This is a genomic window from Methylobacterium sp. WL8 (genome assembly GCF_008040045.1).
Lineage (GTDB): Bacteria > Pseudomonadota > Alphaproteobacteria > Rhizobiales > Beijerinckiaceae > Methylobacterium > Methylobacterium cerastii.
Genome location: NZ_VRVF01000102.1, coordinates 1 through 12,027, shown reverse-complemented (window position 1 = coordinate 12,027; position 12,027 = coordinate 1). Strand labels below are relative to the sequence as shown.

Here is a 12,027-nt window from a genome sequence, read left to right as displayed (position 1 = left end):
GGGCGGGCGCGTCTCGCGATGGGGCACCGCTCGCCCTGGTTGCGCTGGCCCCGGGCACTCTTGCCAAGGTGCCGCCCACGGTCGCATGCAGCACGCCGCCACCCCCGCGAGATCCCCACGCGATGTCCTCACCGATCGCCCCGTCGGACGTTCCGGCCCATGACGGCCTGCCGCCGGCGCGACGGGGGCGGGCGATGGTCGCGGTGCTCACCGGCGTCGCCCTCGCGACCCTCGACACGGCGATCGCCAACACCGCCCTTCCCACCATCGCCGCCGACCTCGGCGTCGACCCAAGCGCCTCGGTGTGGATCGTGAACGCCTACCAGCTCGCCGTCGTGGCGACGCTGCTGCCGATCGCGGCGCTCGGCGAGATCGTCGGCCAGCAGAGGATCTACATCGCAGGCTTCATCCTCTTCACCGCGTCCTCGCTCGTCTGCGCCCTGGCCTGGTCGCTGCCGACGCTCGTCGCGGCGCGGGTGCTGCAGGGCGTCGGCGCGAGCGCGTTGATGGCGGTCAACATCGCCCTCATCCGCTTCATCTATCCGGCCGACCAGCTCGGGCGCGGCGTCGGCCTCAACGCCTTCGTCGTCGGCGTCGGCTTCGCGGTCGGCCCGACCGTCGCCTCGCTGATCCTCGTCGCCGCGCCCTGGCCCTGGCTCTTCGCCGTCAACGTGCCGATCGGCCTCGTCGCCCTGCTCCTGGCCTGGACCGCGCTGCCGGACACCGGGCGCTCCGGCCATCGCTTCGACGTCGTCGGCGCGCTGCTCAACGCCTCCGCCTTCGCGCTCCTCGTGCTCGCCCTCGGCGAGGCGGCCCACGAAGGACCGCTCTGGCGCATCCTGGCGGAAGCCGTCGGCTCGCTCGCCTGCTTCCTGCTCCTGCTGCGCCGGCAGGCGGGGCATCCCGCGCCGATGCTGGCCGCCGACCTGCTCCGGCGTCCGCTGTTCGCCCTCTCGGCCACCACGTCGGTGTGCTCGTTCGCGGCGCAGGGGCTCGCCTTCGTCTCGCTGCCGTTCCTGTTCCAGCACACGCTCGGGCGCACGCAGGTCGAGACCGGCTTCCTGATGACGCCCTGGCCCGTCGTGGTCGCGCTGCTGGCGCCGCTCGCCGGGCGGCTCTCGGACCGCTACCCGCCCGGGTTGCTCGGCGGCATCGGGCTCGCGATCCTCGCCCTCGGGATGGGGTTGCTCGCGGGACTTCCGGCGAACCCGAGCGTCGTGGACATCGGCTGGCGGATGGCGATCTGCGGCGGCGGCTTCGGCTTCTTCCAGGCGCCGAACCTGCGCGCGATCATGACGAGCGCGCCGCCCGCGCGGTCCGGGGGCGCGAGCGGCATCGTCGCCACCTCGCGGCTCCTCGGCCAGACCATGGGCGCCGCCCTCGTGGCCGCCTGCTTCGCGATCGCGGATGCGCACGGGCCGGCGCTCGCGCTCGGGCTCGGCGGCGCGTTCGCCGCCATCGCCAGCGTGGTCAGCTTCCTGCGCCTCGCCGTCCGGCAGGAGGACACGGCCCGGCCCGCGTGAGACGCCGTCCGCGCGGTCCGGATCGGGCGCTCGCTACTCCGCGACGGCCGGCACGGCGTCGGCGATCACCACGCGGGGGACGAGCAGGGCGGTCAGCAGCGTCAGCAGCGCAACCGCGAAGACCGTCCAGAAGGTGCCGTGCAGGGCGTGCTGCAGGCTGATGCGGGCCGCCTCGCCGGCTCCGCCGAGGCTCGCCGGGTTGTCGAGCAGGCGGCGCAGCTGGTCGGGGTCCACCGTGGCCCCGCCGTCCGGATGAATGAGGCGGTAGTTCAGGACGGCGCCGAGGGCGGTGGCGCCGAGCGTCGAGCCGAGGTTGCGCGCGAAGATGTTCGAGGCGGTGGCGGCCCCCCGCTGCGCCCAGGCGACGCTGTCCTGGATGATCACGATCGCCGCCGTCGACAGGAAGCCCATGCCGAGGCCCATGACGATCGACCCCGCCGCCGCGACGGCGGGCGAGGTCTCCGGGCCCAACGCCACGAAGGCCGACGCCCCGATCGGCAGCAGGGCGGCGCCGAGCAGCAGGACCGGCCGCAGGCCGAACCGGACGAAGCTGCGCGCCGCCGTGGTCGCGCCGACCGGCCAGCCGAGCACCATGAGGGTCAGGGTGAAGCCGGCCACGAGCGGCGATTGCCGGAGCACGCCCTGCACGTACATCGGCAGGAAGGCGGTGAGCCCGATGATCGCCATGCCCGAGAGTAGCGTCGCGGCGTTGGCGGTGAGGATCGAGCGCTGCCCCCAGAGCGCGAAATCCAGCATGGGGTCGGCGGCCCGCCGCTCCTGCAGCACGAACAGCGTGATCGCCACGAGGAAGGTCAGGCCGGAGGCGGTCGCCACGGCCGGCGCGGTCGAGGTCTCGGTCAGGGCGATCATCAGCGCGGCGATCGCCAGCGTGAAGAGGCCGGCCCCGATCACGTCGATCCGGCGCCGCTTGCGCTCCACCTCCTCGCGCAGGAACAGAAGGAACAGGGCGGCCGCGAGGACGCCGACCGGCAGGTTGATCCAGAAGATCCACGGCCAGCTCAGGTGCCCGATGATCAGGCCTCCGGCGAGCGGCCCGGCCACCGAGGAGACGCCCCAGACGCTGGCGAGATAGCCCTGCACCCGGCCGCGCTCGCGGGCGGAGTAGAGGTCGCCGACCACGGTCATGCTCACGGGCTGGATCGCGCCCGCGCCGACGCCCTGCACGAGCCGGAACAGGATCAGCGACGGCATCGACCAGGCGAAGCCGCACAGCAGCGAGCCGGCGAGGAACACCGCGATGCCGAACAGCAGCACCGGGCGCCGCCCGTAGAGGTCGGACAGCTTGCCGAACACCACGGTGGTCGCGGTCTGCGTCAGCAGGAAGGAGGCGAACACCCAGGCGTAGAGGTGGAGGTCGCCGAGCTGCCCGGCGATCTGCGGCATCGCGGTCGAGACGATCGTCGCCTCGATCGCGATCATGAACATCGCCGCCATCACCGCGGCGAGGACCAGCGGGCGGCGCGTCGTCGGTGAGGTCAGCATGCCTGGGCTTTAGGGCTCCGGCGCTCCGGGCACCAGGGGCCGGACGCCGACGCGCGCCGGCTCAGACCGTCGCGGCCTCCGGCGTCGGCCCTCGATGCGGGATGCGGAGACGGCGTGACGCCCGCGCTTCGGCAACCCCGAGCGGCGCTGCACGGACGCCTGGACTGCGAGCCCGGCTGTGAGGGCATGTCCGAGCGCGGGTGGTCCAAGCCGGGTATCGAGGCGCGCGCGTCCGGCCCATGGCGGCCGTTCACGGACTCGGTTCGCGATCCGGGACGAACAGCAATCCGATGAGGACGACGGCGGGCACGAGCACGCAGGCGAAGGACAGGGCGGCGACCCCGAAGGCGCCCGCCAGGGCGCCGACCGCGAACGCCAGCACGGCCGACAGCGTGCGCCGAAGGCGGGTGGCGGCCGGCGCGCCGAGCGTCTTCCCGCAGGCATGGTCGGTCAGGTCGATCACGGCCTGCGTGACGTTCACGGTCATCACGGTGGTCGCGGCCAGGTGGCCGATCACCAGACGCCCGATGCCGTTCTGGATGCCCATGGCGGCGACCCCGAGCATGCCGACGCCGATCGCCTTCGCGCCGTCCGGCGAGCCGAGCGGCGACAGGGACGCGCCCACGATCGCGAAGGCGATCAGCGCGGCGGCTTCAAGCACCAGCAACGGGCGCAGCGGTGACGCCCCCCTCCGCTCGAGGGCCAGGGCGATGAGGCGGGTCACGGCCACCGCCAGGATGAACGTCGGCAGGGCAAGGAGCTTCGCGAGGACCCCGGTCGAGGTCGAGACCAGCTCCGCACCGATCAGGACGACGTTGCCGGTGACGTGGGCCGTGAACAGGCCGGTCAGGGCGATGAAGGCGGCGGCGTCCACGAAGCCGGCGACGAAGGCCAGCCCGACACCGATCGCGGCGTCTCCATCAGCGAAGGCAGGCACGATGCTGGGGGCTCCTTTTCGGCGATCCAGGTCGTCCGGGCAGGTCGCCCGGAGACGGGTGCCGAGCTTCGACCGCTAACCCAGGGTCACCGAGCCGTCGGCCGGATCGACCGCGACGACGCGCGGACCGCGCACGTCCGGATCGCGCTGCTCCCAGGCCGACAGGGCGGCGTTGGCGGCCTCGACGATCGCTCCCGGGGCGCCGCCGACCTGCGGGCGGATCGCCTCCACGAGCCGCGTCACGACCGTCTGCTCCTCGAGCGGGTGGGCCGGCATCGTCGCCTGGCGGCAGAACGCCGCGTAGACGTTCTCGGCGATCGCGCGGGCCGCGCGATCCAAATCCGGCGTGTCGTTCATGTCCTGTCGCCCTTCACCTGGGGATGTTCGGAGCGTGCGCCCCGGCTTGGATGGAGTCGGTGCCGGCCTACGATCAGGGCGCGGGCTCCTGCAGCGGCTTGCCCTTGTCGATCACGTAGACCGACAGGATCTTGATCGTCCTGTCGCCGACCACCGTGTAGCCCGCATGCGGCACGCCGCGCTGGTTGATGCCGCGCTCGCCCGCCGGGCGCTCCTTCGGCTCCTTGCCGGCCACCTGCACGGTCCCGCCCTCGATCACGTAGAACGACTCCTCGCCGTTGTGGAAATGGCGGGGCGAGGTCGCGCCCGGCGGGAACTCCACCAGCTGCATGACGATCTCCCGGGTGTCGTCGCCGGAGACGGGCGAGCGTCCGAGTTCGGTCCGCTTGATCTCCTGCGCCACCGCCGAGCCCCCCAAGGCGATCACGCCGGCACCGCATGCCAGCACAAGCCCCAAGGTCGCGAGCCATCGCCGCATCCGACGCATCCTCCGTTTCGGGAAAGGATGGCACGGACCGGATCGCAGCGGAACGGCCCGGGCACGCGCCGCCTCGTTTTCCGCACGGCTGGTTTTCCACGCCGATCGTTCCCGGCGGCCCCCGTCAGGCGTCGTCCTCAGGAGCGAACACCTCGCCCGCTTCCGCCAGCCGGACGTTGGCCGCGTCGGTCCGGAGCTGCAGCAGGCCGCGATACTCGGCGAGGTGGCGGCGCATCCCATCGTCGGCGCCCGAGCCGTCGACCGGTTCCGGCGCGGCCGGGTCGCAACCGTCGATCGCCTCCGCGGTCCGGCGGTCGACGCGGGCCCGGTCGGACGGGCTCAAGCCTGCGAGCCCGTCGAATCCGAGCTCGCGCGCGAAATGGGCGGCGATCTCTTCGCGCTTCGCGTCCAAGTCCGAGGTCGCCAAGTGCGATGTCGCCAAGTCCGATGTCGCCAAGTCCGGCATGACCCTCTCCTCAATCAGGACATCCACGCGTTCGACGAACAGAGGAGGCTGAATGCGGCCGATCTGGCCTCACGCACCTCTGCTAGGTGAACCGCTGGGCCGAGATCGGATCGCTGGCGGGAAAGGTGTCCTCGAGCCCTTCGTCGAGCATGCGCTCCCGGCGCCGCACCGGGCCGTCGGCCGCCGGGCGACCCTTCGCGCGCGTACGGCTGCTCCCGCCGAGGAACCCGCTCTGCCACAGGAGGTAGCCGACGCCGACCGCGAGGGTGCAGACGATGACCTTGAGGTCCAGCTCGCTCCGCGGGGCGGGCTCGGGGTGCCGTGCCTGCAGCGCCCACCGCCGCGCCTGGACGAAGGCCCGCGCCGCGTCGTCGGCCTGCCTGTCGGAGAGCAGCGTGCGGGCGGCGGGCAGCAGCTCGTGCTTGAGCCGATGGAGGTGCTGATCCACGAGGTAGGTCGCATCCTCGAAGTCGTTCAGCCAGCCCTCGGAGGTCTTGCGGCGACGCCGCGCCAGGTCGGAGAGCTGGCCGATGAACGCCCGGTGCCCGTCCGACAGCTCGTCCACGAGCCGCCGGGTCTGCGGCAGCCGGCCGAGCGGGGCGTAGAGGCCGACGGACACCGCCTGCGCGTGGGCTTCGAGCGCGTCGACGAGGTGGTCGAGGAGTCGCTCCCGGCTCCTGACGACGCCAGGTCCGTTCAAGGCTCTCGGCGCGTCGTGGATGAGATGCTCGATGTTCGCGTGATCGCGTCCGATGAGCTGCCAGACATCCATGCACGGTACTCCATAAGTCGTACCTGCCAACCGCCTCGCCCAGGGGCTGTTCCTTAGGTCCGGCCCCGCGCGATGCGTGCCGCGCGAGGGCGCAAGCCGCCGGAGACGCCGGGCCCGCGCCGGCGGGAATGAACCGGACGTGCGCTCCCGCATTGGGGGAGGCAGGAGACCCGAATGCCGCCCGACGCAACCCAAGAACCGCAGACCGTCAACCTCTCGACGCCGGACGCGGCCGCCTACTGGGCGCGCAAGCTCCAGGTTCCCGTCGAGAAGCTCGGTGCGGCGGTCGACGCCGTCGGCCACGACGCCGAGAAGGTCGCGACGCATCTCGGCCTGCCCTGGCCGTACGAGGCCAGCGGCATCGTCTGACGACGGCAGACCCTGGGAGGGGCGCGTGAACGCAGCACCGGACGGTTCCATCATCCAGCGCGAATCCCCGCGCGCCGACCTTCTCGCCTTCGAGATCAAGGACCGCATCACCGAGCCGGACATCGCGTGGATGTCGTCCATCGCCGACGCGGCCATGAAGACGGTCGACCGGTTCGACATGCTGCTGATCATGTCGAACTACGAGGGCACCGATCTCGGGGCGCGGTTCGACGGCTACGCGAGCCAGGTGATGGTGCGCTCGGTGGCCCACATCCGGAAGTACGTCGTGGTCGGCGCGCCGTCGTTCGCGCGCGCCATGATCAAGCTCTCCGGGACGGTGATGCCGGTCGACACCAAGACCTTCGACCTCGCCGACGAGGCCACCGCCTGGGCTTACCTCGCGGAAGCCGGGCCCGTCGCGAAGAGCTGAGGCCGGCCCATCAGGCCAGGACGGGCGGCCGCCTTCATTCCGGTGGACGCGCACTCAGCCTGCGCGCGACTCGGTGTGGACCAACCGGCGCATGGCGCAGGTGCGACACGATCGACGACCCGTACGTCCCAGTCACCCCGGCGCCAGCGGAACTTCCAGTCGAGGAAATCGGTTTTCCAGCCTCAAGCCATCCTCTAGCGAGATCGCAAGAGGATCATGGCAGGCACGTCGATCGGGGCACGCGAAGCGATGACACGCAAGACGACGACCAAGGCGGTTCGGGCCGCGCTCGCGACGGGCCTTCTTCTCGGCTCGACCGGTGCCGTGTTCGCCTGGGGTGGCGGCGGTGGCGGGAGCGACAGCGGCAGCGGACTCTCGCCCTATGCCGCGCTGAACGGGAACGACCGCTCGGCCGGCGTCAACAGCGGCAACTACCGCGCGCCGGAGCTCGATCCCTATCTCGGCGCCTACGGCGACGGCTACGCCCGCCCCGTCCAGGACCGCTACCGTCCGGTCCGCCGGCCCTATTACGGCCGGCCCTATTGATCGGGCACTCTTAAACCAACTGGGATCGGCGGCCGTCATCCGACGGTCGCCGTGACCTCGATCTCGACCTTCATCTCGGCGCGCAGAAGGCCGGCGACGACCTGCAGGGTCGCGGCCGGCCGCACCTCGGCCAGCACGCGCCCGCAGACCGCGAGCACGGCTTCGGCATCCGCCCGGTCGGTGACGAGGTAGGTCGCCCGCACGATGCGCCCGAGGCCGGACCCGGCCTCGGCGAGGACGTCGGCGATCGTGCGCCAGCACGCCTCGGCCTGCGCCGCGGCGTCCTCCGGCATCGTCATCGTGGCGTAATCGTAGCCGGTGGTGCCGGCCACGAACACGAAGCCCCCGTCGATCACCGCGCGCGAGTAGCCGTAGGCCGCCTCGAACGGCGAGCCCGAGCCGATCAGACGCCGGGTCACCGGCGCAAGGCTTCCAGCACCTTCGCGCCCGGGCGTCCGGTCTGCGGCATGCCGAGGCTGCGCTCGACCTCCTTGATCGCGTCGCGGGTCTTGGCGCCGACCTTGCCGTCCGGCTCGCCGACGTCGTAGCCCCGCGCGGTCAGGCGGGCCTGCAGGTCGCGGCGCTCGGCCCGCGACAGCGGCGGGTCGTCGGTCGGCCACTCGGCCTGGATGCCGGCCCGGCCGCGCAGGCGATCGGACAGCACGGCAATGGCTAGGCCGTAGGATTCGGCGGCGTTGTAGGAGTAGATCGCGTCGAAGTTCTTGGTCACGAGGAAGGCCGGCCCCTCGACCCCTGCCGGGATCATGATGCCGACCGGCCCCTCGGCGGAAAGCGGCCGCCCGTCGACGCGCTTGACGCCGAGCGCGGCCCAGTGGCCCACCGGCTTCTTGTTCTTGCGCCCGGCGGCGCCCGCGTTGAAGCCGGCCGGCAGCTTCACCTCGTAGCCCCAGCCCTGTCCGTTCGACCATTTGGCGACGTGCAGGAAGTTCGCGGTGGAGCCGACGGCGTCGGGCACGGAATCGACCACGTCGCGGCGCCCGTCGCCGTCGAGGTCGACGGCCAGGCGCTGGTAGGTCGTCGGCATGAACTGGGTCTGGCCGAAGGCGCCGGCCCACGAGCCGTTGAGGCGCGCGGGCTCGATGTCGCCGTGCGCGATGATCTTCAGGGTCGCCATCAGCTCGCCGCGGAAGAAGTCGCGCCGGCGGTTGCCGGAGCAGGCCAGCGTCGCCAGCGACTGCACCAGCGGCATCTTGCCGAGGTTCTTGCCGAAGTTCGATTCCACGCCCCAGACCGCGGCGATGGTGAAGCGATCGACGCCGTAGCGGGCCTCGGCCTGGGCGAGCGCCGCGCCGTGCTGGCGCATCGCCGCCTTGCCGTCGTCGACGCGCTCGTCGTCCACCAGGGCGGCCATGTAGTCCCAGATCGGCGTCTTGAACTCGGGCTGCGCCTGGGAAAGCTCGATCACCTTGTCGTCGAAGGCGATCCCGTCGGTGGCGCTGCGGAACGCCTGCGCCGAGACGCCCTGCGCCGCCGCCTGCTGCTGCAGGCCGGCGAGGCAGGACTGGAAGTCGGCCCGCGCACCGGTCGTCGCGAGGCAGGCGACGGCGATCCACGGCAGGATCGGCCTGCGGGAGGAGCGCTGCCGGGGAGATCGCTGCATCGTCGTCGCTCGCATGGTGTCCGAAGCGTGGGAGCCTGGGAGGGAACGGTTAACCCAGGCTTAATTCGAGGGCGCCGGACGATCCGCAGGCCGTCCGCGCCCCCTCACGCCCAGCCGCGCGCGGCGAGCTTGTCCTCGTAGGCGTCGATCTTCGGCGCGCGCTTCAGGGTCAGGCCGATCTCGTCGAGGCCGTTGAGCAGGCTCTCCTTGCGGCCGGGATCGATGTCGAAGTGCAGCGTGCCGCCGTCCGGGCCGCGGATGGTCTGGGCTTCGAGGTCGACCGAGAGGGTGGCGTTGGCGCCGCGCTCGGCATCCTCGAACAGCTTCTCGAGGTCTTCCGGCGAGACCACGATCGCCAGGATGCCGTTCTTGGCGCAGTTGTTGAAGAAGATGTCGGCGAAGCTCGTCGAGATCACGCAGCGGATACCGAAATCGGTCAGCGCCCAGGGCGCGTGCTCGCGCGACGAGCCGCAGCCGAAGTTGTCGCCCGCCACCAGGATCTTGGCGTTGCGGTAGGCCGGCTGGTTGAGGACGAAGTCCGGGTTCTCGGAGCCGTCGTCCCGGTAGCGCATCTCGGCGAACAGACCCTTGCCGAGGCCGGTGCGCTTGATCGTCTTGAGGTACTGCTTCGGGATGATCCGGTCGGTGTCGACGTTGATGATCCGCATGGGCGCCGCGACGCCCGCCAGGGTGTTGAATCTGTCCATCGTCCTTGCCGGTCTATCGAATGCCAACGGGGGTCGGCCGCCACCCTAACAGCGGCGCGGCGGACCGGGAAGATTCACGCCAGGCGCCCGGCGCGCAGATGTTCCGCCCGCAAGTGCTCCGCCCGCAAGTGCTCCGCCCGGACGTGCTCCGCCCGGACGTGCTCCGCCCTGAGGTGCCCGTCGTGGATCGCCGACGCGACCAGGGCGCCCGCGACGCCGGCGCCGGCCAGCGCGGCGAGGTCGTCGGGGCCGCGCACGCCGCCGGCCGCGTAAATCCGGCGGTCCGGCGCGAGGCGCGCGGCCGCCGCCAGCCCGGCGAGGTCCGGCCCGGAGCCGACGCCGACGCGCGACAGCGTCATCACGATCACCTCGGGCGGCCAGTGGCGGGCATCCGCGTGCAGGCCGGCCGGCCCGAGGCGCGTCGCGCCGCGGCTGTCGAGCGAGAGCACGGCACGGTCCCCGAGGCGTACGACGAGGCCCTCGTCGGCCTGGCTCTCGCTGCCGACCACCGGGCGGCCGAGCCCGGCCGCGAGGAAGGCCTCGACCGTCGCCGCCTCGGCGAAGCCCGCGTCGACCCAGAGGCCGACGCCGGGGCAGGCCCGGGCGATCGCCTCCAGCGCCCGCAGGTCGGGCGGCGCGCCGTCCATGATCGCGTCGAGGTCGGCGACGTAGAGGGTCGGCCCGGAGACCGCGTCGAGGAGGCCGCGGGCGACGTCGGCCGGCGCCGAGCCCTTTGCCAAGGGCGTCTCGATCGGGGCATAGCTGTGCCGTTCGCCGGCGCGCGCCCGCACCACCTGTCCGTGGCGCAGGTCGATCACCGGAATCACCGCGAACGAAGCCCGCGCGGTTTCGTCGCCCATCAATGAGATCGCCATTGGCCGCCGCGCTCCCCCACCCCGCCAGGACGATCGGATGGGATCTCGGCGGGGTGCACGTCAAGGCGGCGCTGGTCGAGGGCGGCGTCGTCCGCGCGGTGGTGCAGGCGCCGTGCCCGCTCTGGCGCGGGCTGCCGGCCCTCGACGACACCTTCGCCGGGTTGCCCGATTGGGCGCGGGGGGAGGCGGCGCACGCCGTCACGATGACCGGCGAGCTCACCGACTGCTTCGCCGACCGCACGGACGGCGTCGCGCAGCTCGCGGGCTGGGCGGCCGGGCACCTGTCCGGCGCGGTCGCGATCTATGCCGGGCGCGCGGGCTTCGTCGCAGCCGCCGAAGCGGAGGCCAACGCCGCCGCGATCGCCTCGGCGAACTGGCACGCCACCGCGGCCCTGCTCGGGCGGCACGTGCCGGACGCGCTGCTCGTCGACGTCGGCTCGACCACCTCGGACCTGATCCCGATCGTCGGGGGCCGCGCCGCCGCCGCCGGCTACGGCGACGCCGAGCGGCTGGAGACGGGCGAGCTCGTCTACACCGGCGTCGTGCGCACGCCCCTGCTGGCGCTCGCCGACCACGCTCCGTTCCAGGGCCGCCGCACCCGCCTGATGGCCGAGACCTTTTCGCACGCGGCGGATGTCTACCGCATCACCGGGGACCTGCCCGAGGGGGCCGACCAGCAGGCGAGCGGCGACGGCAAGGGCAAGTCGGTGACCGAGAGCGAGACGCGGCTCGCGCGGATGATCGGCCGCGACCGCGGGGAGGGGACGGACGAGGCCTGGCGGGCGCTCGCCCGCCACTTCGCCGAGGCGCAGCTGCGCCTGCTCCACGATGCCGCCGCCGGCCTGCTCTCGCGCCCCGACATGCCGGCCGCCGCGCCACTGATCGCCTGCGGCGCGGGCGCGTTCCTGGTCGAAGCCCTGGCCCAGCGGCTCGGCCGCCGCTGCCTCGCCTTCACCGCGGTGCTGGCGGAGCGGATCGCCGGCCGCCCCGACTGGGCCTCCACCTGCGGCCCGGCGCTTGCCGTGGCGCTGCTCTCCGCCGAACCCGCCCCCACGAAGGAAGCTCGATGACCGCCCTGAAGATCCTCGCCCGCGTCCTGACCGCCCGGGTCGGCCCGCATATCGAGCTGGCGCTGGCCACCGAGGACGGCGAGACCGTCAAGGTGCTGGCGACCCCCGACCAGATCGACCGGCTGATCGACGAGCTGGAGGACATGCTGCACGCGCCGGAAGCCCCGGACGACGGCGAGCCGCCCGAGGCGGCTTGATCGCCTCGCAGGGAGGGCGCGTGACGTCCGAACCGCACGCACCGGTCCCTAGGTCGCGGACTCATTAAGTTCGTAGCCAGACGCGAAGGGCAGCGAGTTTGACGCTGGCGAGGAAGTTGTCCGGGTCTTTGTCGTAGCGCGTGGCGACGGCCCGGAAGTGTTTGATCTTGCTGAAG

The 12,027-nt window shown here is 72.4% G+C and carries 16 protein-coding genes and 1 pseudogene; 6 read left to right on the top strand and 11 right to left on the bottom strand.

The annotated features are described in order from the left end of the window. The first annotated feature begins 122 nt into the window (after window positions 1-122). Window positions 123-1,523: an MFS transporter gene (locus tag FV234_RS23515; RefSeq protein WP_147751973.1), complete on the top strand. Its 1,401-nt coding sequence runs from the start codon at window positions 123-125 to the stop codon at window positions 1,521-1,523. A 33-nt stretch (window positions 1,524-1,556) separates the two neighbouring features. On the opposite strand, the gene FV234_RS23510 is transcribed toward FV234_RS23515, so the two are convergent. The 6 genes from FV234_RS23510 to FV234_RS23485 all read right to left on the bottom strand — a co-directional run bounded on the left by FV234_RS23510 (window position 1,557) and on the right by FV234_RS23485 (window position 6,036). Next, window positions 1,557-3,026 (bottom strand): MDR family MFS transporter, encoded by a 1,470-nt coding sequence (locus FV234_RS23510; RefSeq protein ID WP_147751972.1) that lies wholly within the window; start codon window positions 3,024-3,026, stop codon window positions 1,557-1,559. A gap of 250 nt (window positions 3,027-3,276) precedes the next feature. Continuing rightward, window positions 3,277-3,963 carry a YoaK family protein gene (locus FV234_RS23505; RefSeq protein WP_238272084.1) on the bottom strand — a complete coding sequence of 229 codons (687 nt, stop codon included), beginning with the start codon at window positions 3,961-3,963 and terminating at the stop codon, window positions 3,277-3,279. 75 nt (window positions 3,964-4,038) lie between these two features. Further along, complete coding sequence (locus tag FV234_RS23500) at window positions 4,039-4,320, bottom strand: hypothetical protein (RefSeq protein ID WP_147751970.1); 282 nt, start codon at window positions 4,318-4,320, stop codon at window positions 4,039-4,041. 73 nt (window positions 4,321-4,393) lie between these two features. Then, on the bottom strand, window positions 4,394-4,798 hold the full coding sequence (locus tag FV234_RS23495; RefSeq protein ID WP_147751969.1) for a cupin domain-containing protein: 405 nt from the start codon (window positions 4,796-4,798) through the stop codon (window positions 4,394-4,396). Between the two features lie 124 nt (window positions 4,799-4,922). Further along, complete coding sequence (locus FV234_RS23490) at window positions 4,923-5,264, bottom strand: hypothetical protein (RefSeq protein WP_147831980.1); 342 nt, start codon at window positions 5,262-5,264, stop codon at window positions 4,923-4,925. 82 nt (window positions 5,265-5,346) lie between these two features. Next, window positions 5,347-6,036: a hemerythrin domain-containing protein gene (locus tag FV234_RS23485; protein ID WP_147814328.1), complete on the bottom strand. Its 690-nt coding sequence runs from the start codon at window positions 6,034-6,036 to the stop codon at window positions 5,347-5,349. Window positions 6,037-6,210: 174 nt separating this feature from the next. Between FV234_RS23485 and FV234_RS23480 the strand changes: the two genes are divergently transcribed. The 3 genes from FV234_RS23480 (at window position 6,211) to FV234_RS23470 (ending at window position 7,381) form a co-directional block, all read left to right on the top strand. Then, window positions 6,211-6,405 (top strand): DUF3606 domain-containing protein, encoded by a 195-nt coding sequence (locus FV234_RS23480; protein ID WP_147751967.1) that lies wholly within the window; start codon window positions 6,211-6,213, stop codon window positions 6,403-6,405. A 25-nt stretch (window positions 6,406-6,430) separates the two neighbouring features. Next, the gene (locus FV234_RS23475; RefSeq protein WP_187273786.1) at window positions 6,431-6,835 is read left to right on the top strand and encodes an STAS/SEC14 domain-containing protein; all 405 of its coding nucleotides are present in this window, start codon (window positions 6,431-6,433) and stop codon (window positions 6,833-6,835) included. 249 nt (window positions 6,836-7,084) lie between these two features. After that, entirely contained in the window at window positions 7,085-7,381 is a 297-nt protein-coding gene (locus FV234_RS23470; RefSeq protein ID WP_238272083.1) for a hypothetical protein, read from the top strand. A 35-nt stretch (window positions 7,382-7,416) separates the two neighbouring features. Here FV234_RS23470 and FV234_RS23465 read toward each other — a convergent pair whose 3' ends face one another. From FV234_RS23465 to FV234_RS23450, 4 genes are all read right to left on the bottom strand, one after another. After that, a complete protein-coding gene (locus tag FV234_RS23465) occupies window positions 7,417-7,800 on the bottom strand; it encodes a RidA family protein (protein WP_147751965.1) in 384 nt (127 codons plus the stop codon). Beyond that, on the bottom strand, window positions 7,797-9,002 hold the full coding sequence (locus tag FV234_RS23460; RefSeq protein ID WP_147751964.1) for a lytic murein transglycosylase: 1,206 nt from the start codon (window positions 9,000-9,002) through the stop codon (window positions 7,797-7,799). Before FV234_RS23460 ends, FV234_RS23465 begins: the two co-directional genes overlap by 4 nt. A 104-nt stretch (window positions 9,003-9,106) precedes the next feature. Beyond that, a complete protein-coding gene (gene leuD / locus FV234_RS23455; RefSeq protein WP_147751963.1) occupies window positions 9,107-9,709 on the bottom strand; it encodes a 3-isopropylmalate dehydratase small subunit in 603 nt (200 codons plus the stop codon). A 74-nt stretch (window positions 9,710-9,783) separates the two neighbouring features. After that, window positions 9,784-10,569, bottom strand: coding sequence for a HisA/HisF-related TIM barrel protein (locus FV234_RS23450; RefSeq protein WP_147831978.1), 786 nt, complete (start codon window positions 10,567-10,569; stop codon window positions 9,784-9,786). A 2-nt stretch (window positions 10,570-10,571) separates the two neighbouring features. Here FV234_RS23450 and FV234_RS23445 point away from each other — a divergent pair, with 2 nt between their 5' ends. Then, on the top strand, window positions 10,572-11,654 hold the full coding sequence (locus tag FV234_RS23445) for a hydantoinase/oxoprolinase family protein (RefSeq protein ID WP_147753645.1): 1,083 nt from the start codon (window positions 10,572-10,574) through the stop codon (window positions 11,652-11,654). Beyond that, complete coding sequence (locus FV234_RS23440; protein ID WP_147753646.1) at window positions 11,651-11,851, top strand: hypothetical protein; 201 nt, start codon at window positions 11,651-11,653, stop codon at window positions 11,849-11,851. Before FV234_RS23445 ends, FV234_RS23440 begins: the two co-directional genes overlap by 4 nt. Window positions 11,852-11,915: 64 nt before the next feature. Here the strand turns inward: FV234_RS23440 and FV234_RS23435 are convergent. Beyond that, window positions 11,916-12,027: pseudogene (locus FV234_RS23435) on the bottom strand (IS5/IS1182 family transposase); the annotation flags it as partial.

Coding starts and splice junctions, on each gene's coding strand:
- leuD (WP_147751963.1), bottom strand. CDS start 9,709: ATGGACAGATTCAACACCCTGGCGGGCGTCGCGGCGCCCATGCGGATC.
- FV234_RS23510 (WP_147751972.1), bottom strand. CDS start 3,026: ATGCTGACCTCACCGACGACGCGCCGCCCGCTGGTCCTCGCCGCGGTG.
- FV234_RS23490 (WP_147831980.1), bottom strand. CDS start 5,264: ATGCCGGACTTGGCGACATCGGACTTGGCGACATCGCACTTGGCGACC.
- FV234_RS23445 (WP_147753645.1), top strand. CDS start 10,572: ATGAGATCGCCATTGGCCGCCGCGCTCCCCCACCCCGCCAGGACGATC.
- FV234_RS23480 (WP_147751967.1), top strand. CDS start 6,211: ATGCCGCCCGACGCAACCCAAGAACCGCAGACCGTCAACCTCTCGACG.
- FV234_RS23440 (WP_147753646.1), top strand. CDS start 11,651: ATGACCGCCCTGAAGATCCTCGCCCGCGTCCTGACCGCCCGGGTCGGC.
- FV234_RS23485 (WP_147814328.1), bottom strand. CDS start 6,036: ATGGATGTCTGGCAGCTCATCGGACGCGATCACGCGAACATCGAGCAT.
- FV234_RS23495 (WP_147751969.1), bottom strand. CDS start 4,798: ATGCGGCGATGGCTCGCGACCTTGGGGCTTGTGCTGGCATGCGGTGCC.
- FV234_RS23500 (WP_147751970.1), bottom strand. CDS start 4,320: ATGAACGACACGCCGGATTTGGATCGCGCGGCCCGCGCGATCGCCGAG.
- FV234_RS23460 (WP_147751964.1), bottom strand. CDS start 9,002: ATGCAGCGATCTCCCCGGCAGCGCTCCTCCCGCAGGCCGATCCTGCCG.
- FV234_RS23515 (WP_147751973.1), top strand. CDS start 123: ATGTCCTCACCGATCGCCCCGTCGGACGTTCCGGCCCATGACGGCCTG.
- FV234_RS23470 (WP_238272083.1), top strand. CDS start 7,085: ATGACACGCAAGACGACGACCAAGGCGGTTCGGGCCGCGCTCGCGACG.
- FV234_RS23450 (WP_147831978.1), bottom strand. CDS start 10,569: ATGGGCGACGAAACCGCGCGGGCTTCGTTCGCGGTGATTCCGGTGATC.